This is a genomic window from Frondihabitans sp. Leaf304, from assembly GCF_001423105.1.
Lineage (GTDB): Bacteria > Actinomycetota > Actinomycetes > Actinomycetales > Microbacteriaceae > Frondihabitans.
Genome location: NZ_LMNV01000002.1, coordinates 1267317 through 1285645 on the forward strand (window position 1 = coordinate 1267317; position 18329 = coordinate 1285645).

The 18329-nt window shown below is 68.4% G+C and carries 16 protein-coding genes and 3 tRNA genes; 5 read left to right on the forward strand and 14 right to left on the reverse strand.

The annotated features are described in order from the left end of the window. Positions 1-82: 82 nt before the first annotated feature. From ASF54_RS05600 to ASF54_RS05615, 4 genes are all read right to left on the reverse strand, one after another. Positions 83-156: transfer RNA gene (locus tag ASF54_RS05600), tRNA-Met, on the reverse strand. A gap of 40 nt (positions 157-196) precedes the next feature. Then, positions 197-271: transfer RNA gene (locus ASF54_RS05605), tRNA-Thr, on the reverse strand. A gap of 160 nt (positions 272-431) precedes the next feature. Continuing rightward, positions 432-1394: an aldo/keto reductase gene (locus tag ASF54_RS05610; protein ID WP_055959644.1), complete on the reverse strand. Its 963-nt coding sequence runs from the start codon at positions 1392-1394 to the stop codon at positions 432-434. A 141-nt stretch (positions 1395-1535) separates the two neighbouring features. Next, entirely contained in the window at positions 1536-2525 is a 990-nt protein-coding gene (locus ASF54_RS05615) for an aldo/keto reductase (RefSeq protein WP_084815973.1), read from the reverse strand. Between the two features lie 68 nt (positions 2526-2593). On the opposite strand from ASF54_RS05615, the gene ASF54_RS05620 reads away from it, so the two are divergent. Further along, complete coding sequence (locus tag ASF54_RS05620) at positions 2594-4279, forward strand: glycoside hydrolase family 13 protein (RefSeq protein WP_055959646.1); 1686 nt, start codon at positions 2594-2596, stop codon at positions 4277-4279. Positions 4280-4405: 126 nt separating this feature from the next. Here ASF54_RS05620 and ASF54_RS05625 read toward each other — a convergent pair whose 3' ends face one another. From ASF54_RS05625 to ASF54_RS05635, 3 genes are all read right to left on the reverse strand, one after another. Continuing rightward, positions 4406-5665 carry a M23 family metallopeptidase gene (locus tag ASF54_RS05625; RefSeq protein WP_157510036.1) on the reverse strand — a complete coding sequence of 420 codons (1260 nt, stop codon included), beginning with the start codon at positions 5663-5665 and terminating at the stop codon, positions 4406-4408. A 346-nt stretch (positions 5666-6011) separates the two neighbouring features. Further along, entirely contained in the window at positions 6012-6830 is an 819-nt protein-coding gene (locus ASF54_RS05630) for an inositol monophosphatase family protein (protein ID WP_055959651.1), read from the reverse strand. Between the two features lie 63 nt (positions 6831-6893). Continuing rightward, positions 6894-6975, reverse strand: a tRNA-Tyr gene (locus ASF54_RS05635). Positions 6976-7260: 285 nt separating this feature from the next. Between ASF54_RS05635 and ASF54_RS05640 the strand changes: the two genes are divergently transcribed. Together ASF54_RS05640 and ASF54_RS05645 are read left to right on the forward strand one after the other, a co-directional pair. Further along, positions 7261-8163, forward strand: coding sequence for a type IV toxin-antitoxin system AbiEi family antitoxin domain-containing protein (locus ASF54_RS05640; RefSeq protein WP_055959653.1), 903 nt, complete (start codon positions 7261-7263; stop codon positions 8161-8163). Between the two features lie 138 nt (positions 8164-8301). Next, positions 8302-8790 carry a YajQ family cyclic di-GMP-binding protein gene (locus ASF54_RS05645; RefSeq protein ID WP_055959655.1) on the forward strand — a complete coding sequence of 163 codons (489 nt, stop codon included), beginning with the start codon at positions 8302-8304 and terminating at the stop codon, positions 8788-8790. A 90-nt stretch (positions 8791-8880) separates the two neighbouring features. Here the strand turns inward: ASF54_RS05645 and ASF54_RS05650 are convergent, their stop codons facing one another. The 4 genes from ASF54_RS05650 to ASF54_RS05665 all read right to left on the reverse strand — a co-directional run bounded on the left by ASF54_RS05650 (position 8881) and on the right by ASF54_RS05665 (position 13338). Further along, the gene (locus ASF54_RS05650) at positions 8881-10038 is read right to left on the reverse strand and encodes a heparan-alpha-glucosaminide N-acetyltransferase domain-containing protein (RefSeq protein ID WP_084815974.1); all 1158 of its coding nucleotides are present in this window, start codon (positions 10036-10038) and stop codon (positions 8881-8883) included. Between the two features lie 22 nt (positions 10039-10060). Beyond that, the gene (locus tag ASF54_RS05655; protein WP_055959658.1) at positions 10061-11413 is read right to left on the reverse strand and encodes a hypothetical protein; all 1353 of its coding nucleotides are present in this window, start codon (positions 11411-11413) and stop codon (positions 10061-10063) included. A 95-nt stretch (positions 11414-11508) separates the two neighbouring features. Then, positions 11509-12588 carry a polyprenyl synthetase family protein gene (locus ASF54_RS05660; RefSeq protein WP_055959660.1) on the reverse strand — a complete coding sequence of 360 codons (1080 nt, stop codon included), beginning with the start codon at positions 12586-12588 and terminating at the stop codon, positions 11509-11511. A gap of 18 nt (positions 12589-12606) precedes the next feature. Then, positions 12607-13338, reverse strand: coding sequence for a demethylmenaquinone methyltransferase (locus ASF54_RS05665; RefSeq protein ID WP_055959662.1), 732 nt, complete (start codon positions 13336-13338; stop codon positions 12607-12609). A 132-nt stretch (positions 13339-13470) separates the two neighbouring features. Here ASF54_RS05665 and ASF54_RS05670 point away from each other — a divergent pair, with 132 nt between their 5' ends. Next, positions 13471-14691: an isochorismate synthase gene (locus ASF54_RS05670; RefSeq protein ID WP_055959665.1), complete on the forward strand. Its 1221-nt coding sequence runs from the start codon at positions 13471-13473 to the stop codon at positions 14689-14691. Between the two features lie 58 nt (positions 14692-14749). Here ASF54_RS05670 and ASF54_RS05675 read toward each other — a convergent pair whose 3' ends face one another. The 3 genes from ASF54_RS05675 to ASF54_RS05685 form a co-directional block, all read right to left on the reverse strand. After that, the gene (locus tag ASF54_RS05675; RefSeq protein ID WP_055959666.1) at positions 14750-15598 is read right to left on the reverse strand and encodes a PPK2 family polyphosphate kinase; all 849 of its coding nucleotides are present in this window, start codon (positions 15596-15598) and stop codon (positions 14750-14752) included. Positions 15599-15680: 82 nt separating this feature from the next. Further along, positions 15681-17561: a 2-succinyl-5-enolpyruvyl-6-hydroxy-3-cyclohexene-1-carboxylic-acid synthase gene (menD, locus tag ASF54_RS05680; RefSeq protein ID WP_055959669.1), complete on the reverse strand. Its 1881-nt coding sequence runs from the start codon at positions 17559-17561 to the stop codon at positions 15681-15683. Continuing rightward, the gene (locus ASF54_RS05685; protein ID WP_055959671.1) at positions 17530-17883 is read right to left on the reverse strand and encodes a PLD nuclease N-terminal domain-containing protein; all 354 of its coding nucleotides are present in this window, start codon (positions 17881-17883) and stop codon (positions 17530-17532) included. Before ASF54_RS05685 ends, menD begins: the two co-directional genes overlap by 32 nt. A 75-nt stretch (positions 17884-17958) precedes the next feature. On the opposite strand from ASF54_RS05685, the gene ASF54_RS05690 reads away from it, so the two are divergent. After that, positions 17959-18243, forward strand: coding sequence for a DUF4229 domain-containing protein (locus ASF54_RS05690; RefSeq protein ID WP_055959673.1), 285 nt, complete (start codon positions 17959-17961; stop codon positions 18241-18243). Positions 18244-18329: the final 86 nt, after the last annotated feature.

The following is an 18329-nucleotide window of genomic DNA, read 5'->3' on the forward strand; positions in this document are numbered from 1 at the left end:
GCGTCGATTTCGAGGTCTCACGACCTCAACCCCCAACATGCAAAAAAGGCCTCGCCCTAGAGGGCAAGACCTTTGTTGCTTGTAGCGAGGGCGGGACTCGAACCCGCGACACCACGATTATGAGCCGTGTGCTCTAACCACCTGAGCTACCCCGCCGCACTGCCGACCTGAGGGCCGTCACCGGACTCGCGTTCGGTGGAGCCCCCTGTGGGAATCGGACCCACTACCTCTTCCTTACCAAGGAAGTGCTCTACCAATGAGCTAAGGGGGCGTGACCACTCTGATTCGACCCGGTTACCGGCCCGCGAATGGCACCACACGAGAATAGCAGGAGTTCGAGCCGCCTCGTGACACGTGACGCGCCGCCGAGATCGCAGGAGTGGTCGGGTGAAGTCGACCACTACTGCGATCTCGGCAGAACGCGGTGCGACCTAGGCCGATGCGGCCGAGAGGGCGGCCACATCGTCGGCCGAGAGGTCGAGCGTCGTCGCCGCGATGAGGTCGGGCAGCTGCTCCACGGTGCGCGCCGATGCGATCGGGCCGGCCACCGCAGGCTGCGCGATCAGCCAGGCCAGCGAGATGGTGGCGACCGATGCGCCGGTCGACTCCGAGATGCGATCGAGCTCGGCGAGCACACGCCGACCCCGCTCGTCGAGGTAGGCGCTGGCGCCTCCGGCGCGGGGGCTGTCGACGTCGACTCCGTCGCGGTACTTGCCGGTGAGGAACCCGCTGGCCAGCGACGAATAGGGCAGCACGGAGACGTTCTCCGCTGCCGCGACGCCCGCGACCGTCGGGCCGCCGTCGGATCCTTCGACTTTGTCGCGTTCGACGAGGCTGTACTGGTTCTGGATCGCCGCGTATTTCGGCAGGTTCTCCGACTCCGAGAAACGCAGGGCCTGCTCGAGGCGCTGACCCGAGAAGTTCGACGCGCCGATCGCGCGGACCTTGCCGAGCTCGACCTGCTCGGAGAGGGCCTCGACGGCCTCTTCGACGGGACGGTCGGTGAAGTCGCGGTGGGCGTAGTAGAGGTCGATGTAGTCGGTGCCCAAGCGCTCGAGCGAGTCATCGACGGCGCGACGGACGATCTCGCGCGAGGTGCCCTCGAGGCCAGTGAGCATGCCCACCTTGGTGGCCACGACGATGTCGTCGCGGTTGCCACGCGCCTTCATCCACTTGCCGATGATGACCTCGGATTCGCCCCCCGAGTTGCCCGGCTTCCAGGCCGAGTAGACGTCGGCCGTGTCGATGAAGTTGCCCCCGGCGGCGACGTAGGCGTCGAGGATCTCGAACGACGTCGCCTCGTCGGCCGTCCAGCCGAAGACGTTGCCGCCGAGATTGAGCGGGAAGACGCTGAGGTCGCTCGACCCGAGAGTGGTGCGGGGTGCGTCGGTCATGTGACTCCTTCTGATCGGATGTTCTCTAACGCAACACCCGTTCGCCTCGGGAATTCCGAGAGCCGAGGATCCCGGTCGTCCCGGATCGAGACGTACACAGCGTCGAGCTCCTCCTCGACGAAGCAGCCGACAAGGCCGTTCTCAGTCGTCGGCGTGCTGCGAGATGGTCGTCAGCTCGGTCATCTCGGCGTCGTCGAGGGTCAGCTGGGCCACCCCCAGGAGGTTCTCGAGCTGGATCACCGAGCGAGCGCTGGCGAGGGCGCCGACTACGTTCTGCTGCTGGACCACCCAGCGGATCGCCACGGCGGCCGGTGTCACCCCGTGCCTCGATGCGATATCGGTGACGACGTCGAGGGTCCGCAAGTTACCGGGCGTGAGGTGACCCATCGCTCGACTGCCGCGGGGCGAGTCGCCGATGTTGTCGCGGCTGCGGTACTTGCCCGTGAGGAACCCGCTTGCGAGCGTCGAATGGGGCAGCACGGCGAGCCCGAAGTGGTCGACGAGCGGCGACATGTCGGACTCGTACTCGTTGCGACGAACGAGATTCCAGGCCGGCTGGACCGCCGCGAAGGGGTGGAGGCCGTCACGGTCGGCAATCGCGAGCGCCTGCCGGAGCCTCGCGCCGGTGTAGTTCGACACGGCCGGGTAGCGGATCTTGCCCTCGTCGACCAGCTCGCTGAAGGCGGCGACCGTCTCGTCGAGCGGAGTCTCGTCATCGTCGTAGTGCGCGAAGTAGAGATCGATACGGTCGGTGCGCAGCCGACCCAGCGAGGCCTCGACGGCCTTGCGAATGCTGGTGCGAGTGAGGCCCGGGGCGTCGGGGTGCTGACCCACCTTCGTACTGACGATGACGCGATCGCGGTTTCCGGGGCGCGCGAGCCACCGGCCGATGATCGCCTCCGACTCGCCGCCCGTGTTGCCCGGGAGCCAGGCCGAATAGACGTCGGCCGTATCGAGCACCCGTCCGCCGGCGTCGGCATAGACGTCGAGGATCTCGAGGGCGGTCGGTGCACCCACCGTCCAGCCGAACACGTTTGTTCCGAGCGCGAGCGGGAAGGGAGTCGCGTCGGGCGGGAAGAGGTCGGGCAAGGAGTCCAGGAGGTAGCCAATCCGGTCGGTTCGCACCACCATAACGGACCCGGTACTCCCCTGTGGACTCGTGCGGCTGAGAGCGGCGCACCTGTCGTATCGTGGCTGTCATGCCTCTCGACGAGACCATCCAGACCGACGGCCCCCGACTCGATGGGGCCGCGTGGTGGCGCACGGCCGTGATCTACCAGGTCTATCCGCGCTCCTTCGCCGATAGCAACGGCGACGGCATCGGCGACCTCCCCGGCATCACCTCGCGCCTCTCGGCGTTGGCCGACCTCGGCGTCGATGCCGTGTGGCTCTCGCCGTTCTTCACCTCCCCGCAGAAAGACGCCGGTTACGACGTCGCCGACTACTGCGACGTCGACCCTCTCTTCGGCACCCTCGACGACTTCGACGCGCTCCGGCGCCGGGCTACCGAGCTCGGCCTGCGAGTGATCGTCGACCTCGTCCCCAACCACTCCTCCGACGCGCACGAGTGGTTCCAGCGCGCGCTGGCGGCAGGTCCCGGCTCCCCCGAGCGCGCCCGCTATCTGTTCCGCGACGGGCAGGGCGAGAACGGCGAGCTTCCCCCGAACAACTGGCAGTCGGTCTTCGGCGGCGCCGCGTGGAGCCGCGTCACCGAAAAAGACGGCACGCCCGGCCAGTGGTATCTCCACCTCTTCGACTCGTCGCAGCCCGACTTCGACTGGGAGAACCCCGAAGTCCGCGACCAGTTCCTCGACGTGCTCCGGTTCTGGCTCGACCGCGGTGTCGACGGGTTCCGCATCGACGTCGCCCACGGTCTCATCAAGAAAGACGGGCTTCCCGACTACACGCCCCCGAAAGACGCCGGCAGCATGGGCGGCGGCCTCGCCGAAGACCAGACGCCTCCGTATTGGGCTCAAGACGGAGTGCACGACATCTACCGCTCGTGGCGCGCCCTTCTCGAGACCTACCCGGGCGACCGGATCCTGGTGGCCGAGGCTTGGGTGGAGCCGCTCTCGAAGCTCAGCAACTGGGTTCGCCCCGACGAGATGCACCAGGCGTTCAACTTCTCGTACCTCGAGAGCGGCTGGTCAGCACCGTCGATCAAGGGCGTCATCGACTCGTCGCTCGAGGTGTTCGACAGCGTCGACGCCCCCAGCACCTGGGTGCTCTCCAACCATGACGTCGTGCGCCACGCCTCCCGGCTCGCGCTCACCGCCGACAACGCCCAGGGTGCAGGCATCGGGCCGAAGAGTTCGGGCCTGCCCGACACCGCCGTCGGCCTGGCACGGGCTCGCGCCGCCACTGCCGTGATGCTCGCCCTCCCCGGCTCGGCCTACATCTACCAGGGCGAAGAGCTCGGGCTGCCCGAGGCGATCGACCTGCCCGACGAAGCCCGCCAGGATCCCACGTGGTTCCGCACTGCGGGCGAGCGCTACGGTCGCGACGGCTGCCGTGTGCCGCTGCCCTGGGAGGCCGCATCGCCCGCCTTCGGGTTCAACACCACCGGCGAGTCGTGGCTGCCGCAGCCCGAGGCGTGGGCGCCCTACGCGCGAGACGCTCAGGAGGGCGACACCGGCTCCACCCTCGAGCTCTACCGCCTGGCTCTGGCGCTGCGTCACGAATTCGCTTTAGGATCCGGCACGGTCGAGTGGTTGTCGGGTTACGGCCCCGACGTGGTCGCGTTCCGCAACGGTCAGATCACCGTGATTGCGAACACCGGCACGGTACCGGTCGAGCTCCCCGTCGCCGACGAGCTCCTCGCGACTGTCGAGCTCGAGGGTGCGGCGCTGCCGGCCGACGCGACGGTGTGGTTGCGCGTGTCGTAGTCGACGCGGGCCGGCGTCGCCGGCGTTGGTCCGCGAGACGCCTTACGGACAAAGCCACCTGCCGCGGCAGGTGGCTTTGTCCGTAAGACGTAGGTAGTGCCTCGCAGGCACACCGGCAAGAGCGGCTCAGGCGGCGCCGGCGTTGGCCATGAGCCACGGGTACGGGTCGACGGGAACGCCGTTGAGGTGGATCTCGAAGTGCAGGTGGGCCCCGGTGCTGTTACCGGTCGAGCCCACGTTTCCGACCTGCTGGCCGACCTTGACCGTCTCGCCCTGCGTCACCTTGATCGACCCGGCGACCATGTGCGCGTACACGCTCGTGACCTGCTGGCCGTTGATCGTGTGCTCGATCCACACGTTGTAGCCAAGGGCGCCGCCACCCTGCTCGACCTTCGACACAACGCCGTCGGCGACGATCTGAATGGGGGTTCCTTCGCCGGGGATGAAATCGAGACCCTGGTGGAATGTGGAGCAGAAACCGCAGTTCGCGACCTGACGGGCGCCGAAGCCACTCGAGATCGGCACTCCGGTCGCGAACGGCCATTGGACTGCAGCCGTGGAGTCGTTGGTGAACGCACCCGCGTTTGCCGACGAGACGGTCGTGTTGAGGTTGGTCACCGAGTACCCGTCGCGGCCGACGGAAGCGTCGGAGACGGCTCCTGATGCGACGTACTGCTGGCCGCCGGTCGCAGCGACTCCGCCGACGGTTGTTCCCGACTGAGCGGCCGCGGTCAGCTTGAGAGCGACGTTCTCGGGGGTATCGACGAAGTAGGCGTTGGCCGGCACCGAGGTCGCGACGATCGTCGCGCCGACGAAGACCATCGCGCCGAGCACTCCGAAGCGACGTGTGCGCTGGCCTCGGAGCTGCGCCGGCGAGCGACGGGGTGCCACGACAGGCGCGGCCACGGCTGCCGCACGACGAGCCCGAGCGGTCGCACGAACAGAGGCGCGTGGGGCCGCGAGACGGGGCTCTGCAGCCCGGGGGGCCGTGCGGGTGGGAGCGGAGGGCTGGGGGGCCGTCGGCATCACGGTGGGGACGACGGGCACCTCATCGGCCGCGGCGGGCGACACCGTGAGAACGGGTGCCTCTGCGAGCGGAGCCTGAACGGGCTGGGCGGCCGAGGGCCGCACGAACGATGCCCCTTCACGTGCCTCTCGGAGCGCGCGGCGCGAGCCGGGTGCTGCGGCAGCGGCAGGTGCACTGGCCGTGACGACGTCGGAAGACTCGACGGAGGCCGCGCCGGAGCGAAGAGGCGTCACGGCCGGCATCGAGCCGGTGGCACGCTCGCGGGCACGCAGCTCGCGTCGAGTGAGAGCACCACCCTCGTTGTCGACCGTCACGGGTCGCGTCGCCGAGGAACTGGCTTCGTGGCCCTGAGACGTCACAGCGTGGATTCTCCTCGTACTCGATCGGTGCCTTCATCGCTCGCTGTCTCACTCAGACGGATTTCGGGGGGAAAAACCATCGAACTTGGCGCGGCGATTGGCGGCGTAGTTTTCGGGTGTTCGGTGACGTCGACTCCGGCAAGGTAAAACCAAATCGACCGGATTGAGCGGGAACGGACACACTCACTTCGACGACGACTTCACCACCATACAGAGAGATCGACGGTTTGGCGAGGCGCTGATATTCACATTCTGTGATTTGTCAGGTTGGGCACGCCGAGGGGCTGCTGGCGCGTGCACGAGTGAGGTGCGGATCCTTGGGGGTCGTCCGCTCGACTCTCACGCCCTAGAAACCGCAGTCGGCCAGAGCGCTCGCCAACTCGGCCCGAATGCCCGGAGCCGACACGACCGTGAGGTCGCGGCTCGCTGGAGCCCCGGCCGGGGTCAGCACCGAGGCACCGGCCTCCTTGGCGATGAGGATTCCGGCAGCGTGATCCCAGGGCTGGAGTCCGCGCTCGATGTAGGCGTCGAGCCGCCCGACGGCGACCGCGCAGAGATCGAGCGACGCCGCCCCGATTCGTCGGATGTCGCGCACACGCCCGAGCAGAGGAACGAGGCGAGTCGCCTGCTCGATGCGCCGGGCGGGATCGTACGAGAAGCCCGTGCCAACGAGCGACTGCGACAGATCGGTCGGGCCCGCGACCTGCAACGGGACGCCGTTCAGCGCCGCACCGCCGCCACGGGTGGCGCTGTACTCCTCGTCGAGCACCGGGTTGACGACGCACGCCGCCAGGGCGGTCCAGTGCCGAGGATCCGGCTCCCCCGACACCACAGCGATGCTCACCGCGTACATCGGAATGCCGTAGAGAAAATTGACGGTGCCGTCGATCGGGTCGACGATCCAGGTGAGGCCGGTGCTCGACGGCTCGGCGCCGCTCTCTTCGCCCAGAAAACCGTCGCCCGGACGCTCCGCCGCCAGACGCCGCCTGATGAGCGCCTCGACCTCGCGATCGGCGTAGGTGACGATGTCGACGGCGCTCGACTTGCTGTCCGCCACCTCGACGCCCTCGGCACGGCGCCGAGCGGCGAGCGCCCCGGCCTCCCGTGCGATCGACCGGGCCGTCTTCAGCAGATCGGCGTTGGTCGGGCTGGTGGCGTTGGTCATGGCGTCCTCCACAAGACGACACCCCGCGGCACGGGGGCTCGCGGGGTGTGGTCGTTCTGATCGTGGCAAGTGAGGGATTCGAACCCCCGAAGGCTACGCCGGCTGATTTACAGTCAGATCCCTTTGGCCGCTTGGGTAACTTGCCAGATGCGCTTCTCGTGCCACTCGGGCAACCGAAGGCGCGCACCTACAATACATGGCGTTCGGGGTGGTCTCGACCACTGGGATCCTCGTCGCCTGAGGTCTTGTCCCCGTCGTCGCCAATTTGAGAGTGATCCCGGCCCTCGGCGTTGCTGCACCCGACGCGTCGCGGCGGATCGCTCGCAAATTCGCGGTGATCCCCGTCTTCACACCCCGGAGGACGACGGCTTTCTCCCCAGAAGGCCGCCGAGCCTCCCGTCACTGCTGGCCGACTCAGCAGTCTGGGCCCATGCACGAACACCTCGCGGCGATCATGTCGCGGCTCGATCATGTCGCCCGCCGTGCCGAACTCCTCCGCGCCGGGCTGCGCCAGAAGGATCTGAGGCGCGCCGTTGAATCGGGCGCGCTCATCCGGGTTCGCAACGGCACATACGCCGATGCACTCGCCCCACGCGAGGTAGTTCGTGCGTCTCGGGTCGGGGGCGTCCTGGCCGGCGCCTCTGCCGCAGCGCTCCACGGCCTGTGGACTCCGCACGAGTTCGACCTGACGGTCAGCGTGATGCCGAACGCGCAGCGACTGCGAGACCCCAACGATGCCAACCGTCCCCTTGCCGATGCGGCTGTCGTCGTTCTCCGTGACGCTCACCACCTCACCACGGACGAAAGACTGGTCGCCTCGCCGGCAACGGTCGCCGTTCAAGCCGTTCGACACAGCGACCCTCGAACAGCCCTCGCGACGATCGACTCTGCGCTGCGACTGCCCCCGGGAGAGCGGCCGCAGCTCGCCGAGATCGCGGCCAGGCTCCCCCGACGACTGCGGTACCTCGTGGGCTGGGCGGATCCTCGTGCGGAATCGGGCACTGAATCGGCGCTCCGATACGAACTCAGAAAAGCGGGCCTTCGCTTCGAATGTCAGGTGTGGTTGACGAGCACGATCAGGGTCGACTTCGTCGTCGAGGGATTTCTTGTCGTGGAATGCACCAGCAAAGAGCACCACGGCAGCACGGAGCAGTACAACAAAGACAGAGCCCGAATCACGACCATCATCGGACTCGGCTATGTGGTGATGGAGTTCACCTACCAGCAGGTCTTCTTCGACTTGCCTCGAGTGTGGCAGGCACTCGTGCAGGGGCTGCTGCTGCGACACTCGGCGATCCCCCATGTGCAGGCTCCACTGCAAATCCGAGAGTGATCGCGCCCGTCAGCCACGCCCGACCCGGCGCGTCGGGCCGGATCGCTCGCAAATTGGCAGCGAGGGCGGCACCCGGCAGGCCCAGCAGGCCCAGCCGGCCCCGAACCCGCCGACCGGAGGTTCGCTAGGCTGGCAGGCATGGCAGACAGTACTTTCGACGTGGTCAGCAAGGTCGACTCGATGGAGGCCGACAACGCCCTCAATCAGGCCCGCAAAGAGGTCGAGCAGCGCTACGACTTCAAGAACGTCGGCGCCTCGATCGAGACGAGCGGCGAGAAGGTGCTCATCAAGGCCAACACCGAGGAGCGCGCCAAAGCCGTCCTCGAGGTCTACGAGTCCAAGCTGATCAAGCGCGGCATCTCGCTGAAGAGCATCGACGCCGGCGATCCCTATGCGAGCGGCAAGGAGTACCGCATCGAGGTCTCCATGAAAGACGGCATCGACCAGGAGGCCGCCAAGAAGATCAACAAGCTCATTCGCGATGAGGCCCCGAAGGGCGTCAAGAGCCAGATCCAGGGCGACGAGTTGCGCGTCTCCTCCAAGAGCCGCGACGACCTTCAGGCGACGATGGCTCTGCTCAAGGGGGCCGACCTCGACGTCTCGCTGCAGTTCGTCAACTTCCGCTGAGCGCGTCCGCGGGTAGCAACCGAAAAGCCGAACCCCAGGATCCGGCCCAGCCGAGTTCCCCTGCGGCACTTGAGGCGAACTAGGCCCCGCTCACACCACCGGCGGCCCCGCCGGAGGCGCCCACTGTCGGGCCGCCACCTCACGCGGAGCAGGCGCGACGCGCTTAGCGACGCCCCCGATGGCACGCTCGAACGGGCCGGTGCGACCGCCCCACAGCGTGGCCACGAGGGCGCTGCCGCCGACGAAGCCCACCCAGACCACGGTGTCTCCGGTGCGTGTGAGCGTGTCGAGAAAACCGCTGTGAAAGAGGAACGCGATCACCACGAGGTGCACCGAGTAGATCGTGAGCGGCAGGGCTCCGACCCGGGCGAGCAGCCGGAACGGCAGCATCCCCGGCGATGCGAGCCGGAGCCGGGCGAGCAGACCGCACACGCCGATCACCGCGAGCGCGACCCCGGCCGATCCGACCATGTCGACGAGCGTCGACGAGTGCGGTTCACTGGCAAACACGAAGTCGCGAAGTCGCAGCTCGCCGCCGGATTCGTACAGCCGTCCGCCGGGCAGAACCGCCTCACCGACGCTGTAGGCGATCAGCGCCATGGCGGAGCCGAGGCCGAGCAGTCGCCGGAGCACGCGAGGTGACGAGAGATCGGAGCGCCCGACGGCAAGGCCGACGAGCAGGTAGGCGGCGAAGGTCGCGAGCGGGTAGTACAGCAGGATCTGCTGCCGAATCGGCCCCGTCTCATAGAGCGGAGTGAGCGAAGCGAACGAGATCGGCATCGCCACCAGCGCCAGGCCGGCAGCGACGAGCAGCAGCGCCCGACGCGGCCACGAGAGCGCCGGCAACAGCACGACGAAGAGCAGCCCGTACGTGGAGAGGATCACCGCGACCGGAGTCTCGAAAAGCATCAGCAGGATCCCGAGCACGAAGATCAGGATCCCGCGGACCGCGACCCGCTTCCGGGCCGTCGACAGCGCCGCACCCGTGAAGCGATGGCTCCGGCCGGTCACGAGTGCCAGGGAGACTCCGGCGAGCGTGGCGAACAGCACCGACGACCGACCGGCGACGATCGACCACCAGGTCGTGGGTTCTGTCCAGTCGACGGGCTCCTCGACGAAGACGAGGTGCGCGGCGAACATGCCGAAGAGCGCGATGCCGCGAGCGGCGTCGATGCCCACGAGCCGGGACGTCGGTCGAGTGGCGGCGGGCATGACCGCGGGGCGAGCGTTCGGATCCTGCGCTGTCATCGTCCGTGCCCCGTCACGACGGCTACTCGCCGCGCGACACCTGGATCATGTCGTCGCGGGGCACGACCTTGACGCGCGCACGGCCCTGGGGTTCGCCCAGCGCCATCTCGTGCTCGTCGAGACGGTGCCATCCGTCGAGGTCGGTGTACTTCACTCCGCGGGAGTCGAGCAGCTCGTTGACGGACTCAAGCGACGGCTCGGCCGGGGTCCACCACGACGCCTGGTCGGTGAGAACGTGGCCGACGGTCTCCATCGCATCGCTCTTGGTGTGGCCGATGAGCCCGATGGGGCCGCGCTTGATCCAGCCGGTCGCGTAGACGCCGGGCACGAGCTGGTCGTTGTCGTCGAGCACCTGGCCCTCGTGGTTCGGGATCACGCCGCGCTTCTCGTCGAACGGGATGCCGTCGAGTGGTGAGCCGAAGTAGCCGACGGCACGGTAGATCGCCTGCATGGGAATGGTGCGCATCTCTCCGGTGCCCTCGACGCCACCGGCGCCGTCGGGGCGGGTGCGCTCGTAGGTGAAGCCGGTCACGCGGCCGTCGGCGCCCTCGACCCGTACGGGCTTGGCGTAGAAGTGCAGGTGCAGGCGACGCGAGGCACTGCCGGTCTCGCGCTGGCGCCACTGGTTCAGCACCTTGTCGATCACGAAGACCTGTTTGTTGGTCTTGATCGCCGTCTTGGACGCCTCGTCGTAGTCGAAGTCTTCGTCGTAGACGATCATGTCGACGTCGCGCAGCTCACCGAGCTCGCGGAGCTCGAGCGGTGAGAACTTCACCTGCGCGGGGCCGCGACGCCCGAAGATGTGCACGTCGGTGACGGGAGACGCCTTGAGCACGTCGTAGACGTTCTCGGGGATCTCGGTCGGCAGCAGGTCGTCGGCGTGCTTTGCCAGCATGCGCGAGACGTCGAGGGCCACGTTGCCGACGCCGACGACGCCGATGGAGTGCGCGTCGAGGGGCCAGGTGCGCGGCACGTCGGGGTGGCCGTCGAACCACGAGACGAAGTCGGCGGCGCCGTAGCTGCCCTCGAGCTCGATGCCGGGGATGTCGAGGTCGGCGTCGGCGATCGCACCGGTGGAGAAGATCACCGCGTTGTAGTGCTTCTTGAGGTCGTCGAGGCTGATGTCGACGCCGTAGCGCACATTGCCGAAGATGCGGATGTCGCCGCGGTCCAGCACGTCGCGCAGCGCGTTGATGATGCCCTTGATGCGCGGGTGATCGGGGGCGACGCCGTAGCGCACCAGACCGTAGGGGGCCGGCAGCTGCTCGAACAGGTCGATCTGCACGTCGAACTGGCGTTCGGCCTTCAGGATGATGTCAGCGGCGTAGATACCGGCGGGGCCGGCTCCGACGATGGCAAGACGGAGGGTCGTCACGAATTGAGTCCTTCGGTGGTGGTGAAAAGGTGTGCGTGCTGAAGCGCGTGAGCGCTGGCGCTGATCGTTCGGAGACGAGGATCCGACGGCTCGGCTTAGGCGGTCCGCTCCACGACGCGCTGGGCGAACCGGGTCAGGGCCTTTTTGACGGGCCCCTCCGGCAGCGGAGCGAGTGCGGCGACCGCCTCGTCGGCCCAGCGCTTCGCCTCGTCGTGCGTGCGACGGGTGACGTCATGCTCGCGAAGCTGGCGGACCGTGTCGGCGAGATCGGCTTCGCTGACCGCGCCCCCGGCCGTTGTGGCCTTGACGTTCGCCTCGATCTCGCTGAGGAGTGCCGACGAGTCGATGTCGGTCTGCGCCTCGACGCGGAGGTACATGAGCGGCAGTGTCTCGACGCCGGCGAGCAGGTCTGTGCCGGCGCGCTTGCCGGTCGTCTCCGCCTGCGGCGACAGGTCGATCACGTCGTCGATGAGCTGGAAGGCGACGCCGATCTTCTCGCCGAAGTCGGAGACCGGACCGAGATACTCGCGGGGAGCATTCGAGAACAGGACGCCGACCTTCGCCGCCATCGAGATGAGCGAGCCGGTCTTGTCGGAGAGTACGTCGAGGTAGTGGGCCACGGGATCGTCGTCGACGCGCGGGCCGATCGTCTCGTGGAGCTGACCGAGACAGAGGCGTTCGAAGGTCTGGGCCTGAAGCCGTATGGCCTCTTCACCGAGGTCGGCGACGATGGTCGATGCGCGAGCGAACAGCAGGTCTCCGGTGAGGATCGCCACGTTGTTGCCCCAGCGAGACTGAGCGCTCGGAACTCCGCGGCGCATTGTCGCCTCGTCCATGACGTCGTCGTGGTACAGCGACGCGAGGTGGGTGATCTCGACGGCCTGCGCGGCCGACACGACCGAGTCGGTGGCGCCGTCGCCGAGCTGCGAGATGAGAAGGGCGAGCGTCGGGCGAATACGTTTGCCGCCGGCAGCGAGCAGGTACCGGCTGGTCACGTCGGCGAGATCGTCGCCGAAGGCCATCTCGACGAGGAGGCCCTCTTCGACTCGCTCGAGACCGGCGTCGATCGCCGCGACGAAACGGCGCTCCGACGCGGAAGAGAAGAGTTTTTCGGCGAGGCCCAACGACGAGCTCAAGCCGGCGGTGCGGCGGGCCGCCGGTGCACTGGGTTTCACGGATTCACCTTCGGTCGATCAGGCTTGGGGAGCCGACGACGGGCGACGGGTCGAGGAGGCAGGCTTGCGGCCGCGATGCAGGGCGACGATGCCGGCCGTGAGGTTGCGGTACGCCACCCGGGTGAAGCCAGCGCCGCGAAGCCACTGGCTCAGCACCTGCTGCTCGGGCCACTTCTCGATGGACTCGGCGAGGTAGCTGTAGGCCGGCGAGTTGCTGGAGGTCACTTTGGCGATGCCGGGCAGCACATGCCGCAGGTACGCCTGGTAGCCGAAACGGAGACCGGCGAGGGGCGGAGTCGAGAACTCGCAGATGACCAGGCGGCCACCCGGCTTGAGCACGCGGTACATCTCGGCCAGCGCCGTCTTGGGGCGGTTGACGTTGCGAAGACCGAACGAGATCGTCACGGCATCGAACGTCTCGTCGGCGAAGGGGAGCTCTTCAGCGTCGCCGACGATGAACTCGAGGTGCGGCTGACGCTTGCGCCCGACCTCGACCATGCCCGCGGAGAAGTCGAGAGCGACGACCTCGGCCCCGGATTTGGCGATCGCGGCAGAGCTCGTGCCGGTGCCGGCGGCGATGTCGAGCACCTTCTCGCCCGCACCCGCACCGATCGCCTTTACGGTGGCAATACGCCAGAGCACGGCGTTGCCCGCGGAGAGGATGTCGTTGGTCACGTCGTAATGCGCAGCCACCCCATCGAACATGGAGGCAACCTGCTGCGGTTGCTTGTTCATATCGGCCTTGGTCACGGCTGCGATCTTACCGGCAGGGCCTGCACCCGGGCCGAGTGCAGGTGGCGTACGGCCGATGCACGACGAACGCCCAGGTCGACCGGACGGAACTCCGCGAGCGGCCCGAGGGAGCGTCGTTACGATGAGGGAGTGAAGCTCCACGTGTCGACAACCCGCATCGACGACATCGCCCCTTTCCTGGCCCACATCGACCCCCGCGACCCCCTGCTGTTCATCCGGCGAGGCGACGGGATCGCCGGAATCGGCGAGGCCGTCCGGCTCGAGTTCTCCGGGCCGGAACGAATGCGTGACGCGGCCGAGGCGTGGAGGCGGCTCGCCGCCGAGGCGAGTGTCGACGACGAGGTAGCACTGGCGGGATCGGGCCTCGTGGGGTTCGGATCCTTCGCCTTCTCCGACGACTCGGAGGCGGTGAGCGTGCTCATCGTGCCGAAGATCGTCCTCGGGCGGCGCGACGGCGTCGACTGGCTGACCCGGGTCGACGGCGCCGACTTCGGCGAGCGCTTCTCGCTCGGCGACGAGGTGCACCTGCAGCTCGACGAGCCGTCGTTCTCGGCCGACGAATACGCCGCGTCCGTCGAGAGGGCGGTCGAGGCGATCGGGCGCGGCGAGGTGAGCAAGGTCGTTCTCGCGCGACCGCTCGACGCCGAGCTACCCGAGGGCGCCGACCTGCGTCGCATCGCCCGCGATCTGGCCTTCGCCTACCCCGACACCTACACGTTCGCCGTCGACGGGCTCATCGGTTCGAGCCCCGAGACCCTCATCCGCTCCGAGAAGGGCGAGCTCAGCGCCCGAGTTCTCGCCGGGAGCGCCGGCCGCGGAACGGACGCCGCCTCCGACGCCGCCGCCGCCCTCGCCCTCGCGACCTCGCAGAAAGACCTCGACGAGCACGCGTTCGCGCTCCGCAGCCTGCTGATGTCGCTCGACGGGTACGCGTCTCGGATCCTCACCGGAGAATCGCCGTTCACCCTCAAGCTGCCGAACCTCTGGCACCTGGCGAGCGATGTCACCGGCCAGTTGACGGGCGACTCGAGCAGCCTCGACCTGATCGACGCGCTGCACCCGACCGCCGCCGTTGCCGGTACGCCGACGGCCGATGCTCTGCGCCTGATCGCCGCTCTCGAGCCCTTCGACCGCGGCCGCTACGCCGGCCCCGTCGGGTGGGTCGGTGCCGACGGCGACGGCGAGTGGGCGATCGCGCTGCGGTGCGCCCAGGTGGTCCGCGCCCCCGCTGGCGAGACGGCGACGATTCGCGCCTTCGCCGGTGCGGGCATCGTCGCCGAGTCGGAGGCCGGCCGCGAGGTCGCCGAGACGACGATGAAGTTCATGCCGATCGCCGACGCCCTCGGTTAGTGGTCGTTCGGTCCGCCACTGTGGAGCGGTCACACGTCATCGACGACGCGCCACGTCCTCAGCTCGTCGCGAGCCGCACCTTCTCGGTCTCGATATCGAAGTCGGCGGCCGGCCAGTCGAGGTCGAGCCCGCGAAGAGCCCCGATCAGCAGCCGCTGAACGGCCACCCGAGCGAACCACTTCTTATCGGCCGGCACGACGAACCAGGGTGCCACCTCGGTCGACGTCTTCCGCAGGGCGATCTCGTACGCCTCCTGATAGTCATTCCAGACGAGCCGCTCGTCGACGTCGCCCGGGTTGTACTTCCAGAACTTGTCGGGGCGCTCGAGCCGCTCCCCCAGTCGAGCCTTCTGCTCATCGGACGAGATGTGCAGCATGACCTTCACGATCGTCGTGCCGGACGCCGCCACTTCCGCCTCGAAGGCATTGATCTCGTCGTAGCGGCTCTCGATGACCTCCGGGGCCACGAGCGAGCGAACCCGCCCGATGAGCACGTCTTCGTAGTGCGAGCGGTCGAAGACGCCGATCATTCCGGCATCGGGGAGCTGGTTGCGCACGCGCCAGAGGAAGTCGTGCGCGAGCTCCTCCTCGGTCGGACGCTTGAATGCGTGGTGCGCGACGCCCTGCGGGTCGACCGCTCCGACCACGTGGCGGACGATCCCGCCCTTGCCGGCGGTATCCATTGCCTGCAGTACGAGCAGCACGCTCTTCCGACCGCCCGCGCGCGAGTCCGCGAACAGCTTCTCCTGGAGCTCGGACAGCTGCTCGGCCCCTGATTCGAGAGCCTGCACTCCGTACTTCTTGTCGCCGTCGAATCCCGGGGTCGAGCCCGGATCGATATCGGCGAGGCGCACGTCGGCGCCCACTCGAAGGGACTCGGCCGGCTCGGTCTTCCATGTCTTTGCCATGCGGCGACTCTATGCCCGGCACCCGCCCGCGCCCCGACGCGAGCCGAACCCCACCGACGAAGAGACCAGGATCCGATGAGCGTCACCGAGCGAGCGGTACCTCGATCAGCACCGGTCCGCGCGACCCGGCCAGCGCCTGCTCCAGCTCGCCGCGGGTGGATGCCCGCACGTACTCCCAGCCGTAGGCCTCGGCGAGTTTGTCGAACGAGGCGACCTGAGGCGTCAGCTGCACCCTGGTCATGAGAGCTTCCGGGGCAACGCCGGCGACCTCGAGCCCGTCGAAGATGGTGCCGCCGGAGTCGTTGCCGACGATCACCTGGATCCTCGGCTTCGCCTCGCCGACACCGAACAGGAGCGACCCCGCATCGTGCAGCAGCGTCAGGTCTCCGACGAGCACTCGCGTGATCCCGCCCGCGCCATCCGCCCACTCCTGCGCGGGAGCTCCACTCGTGCCGCCGGCCTGCGCCGCGAGACCGATGCCGGTGGCTGTCGCGATGGTGCCGTCGATCCCTGCGAGGCCGCGGTTCGCGTGGACGGCGATCCTCTTGCCGGTAACGTGCAGGTCGGCCTCGCGGATCAGTCGCGACGCCCCGAGGACGAGCCGGTCGTGCGGCCAGGTGAGCCGCCACAGCGCCTCGACGAGTGCACGCCGCGTGACCGGCCGCCGGATCGCCTCCACCTCACCCCGAAGGAACTCCGCCCGCGAGGCGCTGTCGTCGGCGACAGCCGCCTCGAGGTCGGGGGCGGTCTCGTCGTCGTCGAGCTGGGCCCGGCCGGTGTGAACCCAGGATCCGACCCACCCGCGATGGGCACGGTCGTCCGGGTCGTGCGCGCCGCTCGTGACCTCGACGGCGTCGATCACCGTCGCGCTCCTGCTCGGGTCGTACGCCTCCGGCACCCCGCCGCGCACCACGATCACCTCGACGCCCTCGCGCTTCAGCAGCGCCGGGATCTGTCGCGTCAGCGTCGGATGCCCGAAGACGACTACGCGCCGGACGGCGCCGCCGAAGCCCACGTCGTCGAGCAGCAGTCGGTAGGCGGGCACGAGGTTCGGGCCGAATCGTGCGCCGCTCGAGACCTCGGCGACGAGCGGGGCGCCGAGCAGGCGGGCGGTCTCTTCGGCGACGGGCCCGGCCGCGTGGCCGGCCACCACGACGGTGGCCGGGTCAGCATCGACCTCGAGCGCGAAGGGTGCGTGGGATGCGGGGAGGGTGGGGAGGGTGGGCGCGGATCCTGCGTTCTGGCCGTGTTTCTGGGTCTGGTCGCTTGCCCGGCTCTGCTCTCGCGCCTCGGGAAGCGTCGTGACCGGGGCGGAGAGCGGCTCGCGGAAGGCGATGTTGAGCTGGACGGGGCCGGGGGCTGCAGGGTGACCGGGCGAACTCGAGCGCCCGAGGGACGCCGACATCGACTCGCTCACCAGCTGGCGGACGGCGACGGCGTCGACACCGGTGTCGGACGGGGCCTCGACGTCACGGAGCAACCGCAGCGCCTCGCCGAACAGGGCCGGCTGGTGGGTTGTCTGGTTCGAGCCGATTCCGCGCATCTCGGTGGGGCGATCGGCCGTCAGCAGCAGGAGGGGGACGCCCGAGTGGTGAGCTTCGAGGACGGCCGGATGCAGGTTCGCCACCGCGGTGCCGGACGTCGTCACCACGGCCGTGGGGATTCCACTCTCGATGGCGAGACCCAGCGCGAGAAAACCGGCCGACCGCTCGTCGATGCGCACGTGCAGGCGGAGACGCCCCGCCGCCTCGAATTCTGCGGCCGCGAGAGCGAGGGACTGAGAGCGGGATCCGGGGCTAAGCACGACGTCGCGGACGCCAGCGGATTCGAGCTCAGCCAGAAGGAGGACGGCGAAATCGGTCGCGGGGCTGCCGCTCGGAGCAGGGAGGGTGGGCACGTCTTCAGTGTGCCACCCGGTGGTGGAGGGACGGTCAGCGCGTGGGCTTGCCCGGGCCGTCGTCATCGCGCTCGGCCAGCTCCTCTTCGAGCTTGCGGATGCGTTCGTCGAGCGACTCCCGCTCACGGTCGCTCACCGGTGCCGCAGCCCGACCGAGAAAGTCGGGGTCGTCGTCGGGAGCGATCAAGCGCGGGCCGTCGGCGCGCCCCGCCTTGCCGAGCAACAACCACAGGACGGCGCCGATCACCGGAAGAACCACGATGAGAAGTGCCCAGATCGGTTTGGTCAGCGAACGCACACGGTGCCGCTCGGTGAAAGCGCAGTCGACCAGGGCATAGACGATGAAGGCGACCGCAGCCACCAGAAGAACGATCAGCCCTTTGACCATGCCGTGAGCCTAGGCGGGGCACCTGAGAGAGTCGCTCGAAGGGGGCGCCGAATCGCCTGACCTAGACTGCCCCACGTGAAAGCTGCTCTTCTCTACACGGGTGCCCGCATCGGGCTGTTCGCGGTCCTCTTCGCCGTTCTGAGCCTCGTGCCGGTGTTCACCGTCTACGTCGCCGCGGGTGTCGCCGCAGTGCTCGCGCTGTTGATCTCGTACATCTTCTTCGGCCGGCTGCGCGCGGGCGTCGCCGAGAACCTCGCCAAGCGCCGTGAGGCTCCCGCCCGCGATGACGACGCCGACGCCGAAGACGCCGGGCTCGACCGCAAGCCCGCTCGCCGCGCTGCGCCGTCCGAAGACGACTAACGGCCGCGGGTTTTGCCCGTGTGGCATTGCTAACCGTTTCACGCACGGCTTACCGAAAATTCAGTAAGCACTGCGTCAAACGGTTA

What these genes read in the sequence shown, in the direction of transcription:
- ASF54_RS05650 (WP_084815974.1), bottom strand. Translation starts at nt 10,038, where the DNA reads ATGACAGCGCAGGATCCGAACGCTCGCCCCGCGGTCATGCCCGCCGCC.
- ASF54_RS05675 (WP_055959666.1), bottom strand. Translation starts at nt 15,598, where the DNA reads ATGGCAAAGACATGGAAGACCGAGCCGGCCGAGTCCCTTCGAGTGGGC.
- ASF54_RS05620 (WP_055959646.1), top strand. Translation starts at nt 2,594, where the DNA reads ATGCCTCTCGACGAGACCATCCAGACCGACGGCCCCCGACTCGATGGG.
- ASF54_RS05685 (WP_055959671.1), bottom strand. Translation starts at nt 17,883, where the DNA reads ATGGTCAAAGGGCTGATCGTTCTTCTGGTGGCTGCGGTCGCCTTCATC.
- ASF54_RS05640 (WP_055959653.1), top strand. Translation starts at nt 7,261, where the DNA reads ATGCACGAACACCTCGCGGCGATCATGTCGCGGCTCGATCATGTCGCC.
- ASF54_RS05610 (WP_055959644.1), bottom strand. Translation starts at nt 1,394, where the DNA reads ATGACCGACGCACCCCGCACCACTCTCGGGTCGAGCGACCTCAGCGTC.
- ASF54_RS05615 (WP_084815973.1), bottom strand. Translation starts at nt 2,525, where the DNA reads ATGGTGGTGCGAACCGACCGGATTGGCTACCTCCTGGACTCCTTGCCC.
- menD (WP_055959669.1), bottom strand. Translation starts at nt 17,561, where the DNA reads ATGACGACGGCCCGGGCAAGCCCACGCGCTGACCGTCCCTCCACCACC.
- ASF54_RS05645 (WP_055959655.1), top strand. Translation starts at nt 8,302, where the DNA reads ATGGCAGACAGTACTTTCGACGTGGTCAGCAAGGTCGACTCGATGGAG.
- ASF54_RS05630 (WP_055959651.1), bottom strand. Translation starts at nt 6,830, where the DNA reads ATGACCAACGCCACCAGCCCGACCAACGCCGATCTGCTGAAGACGGCC.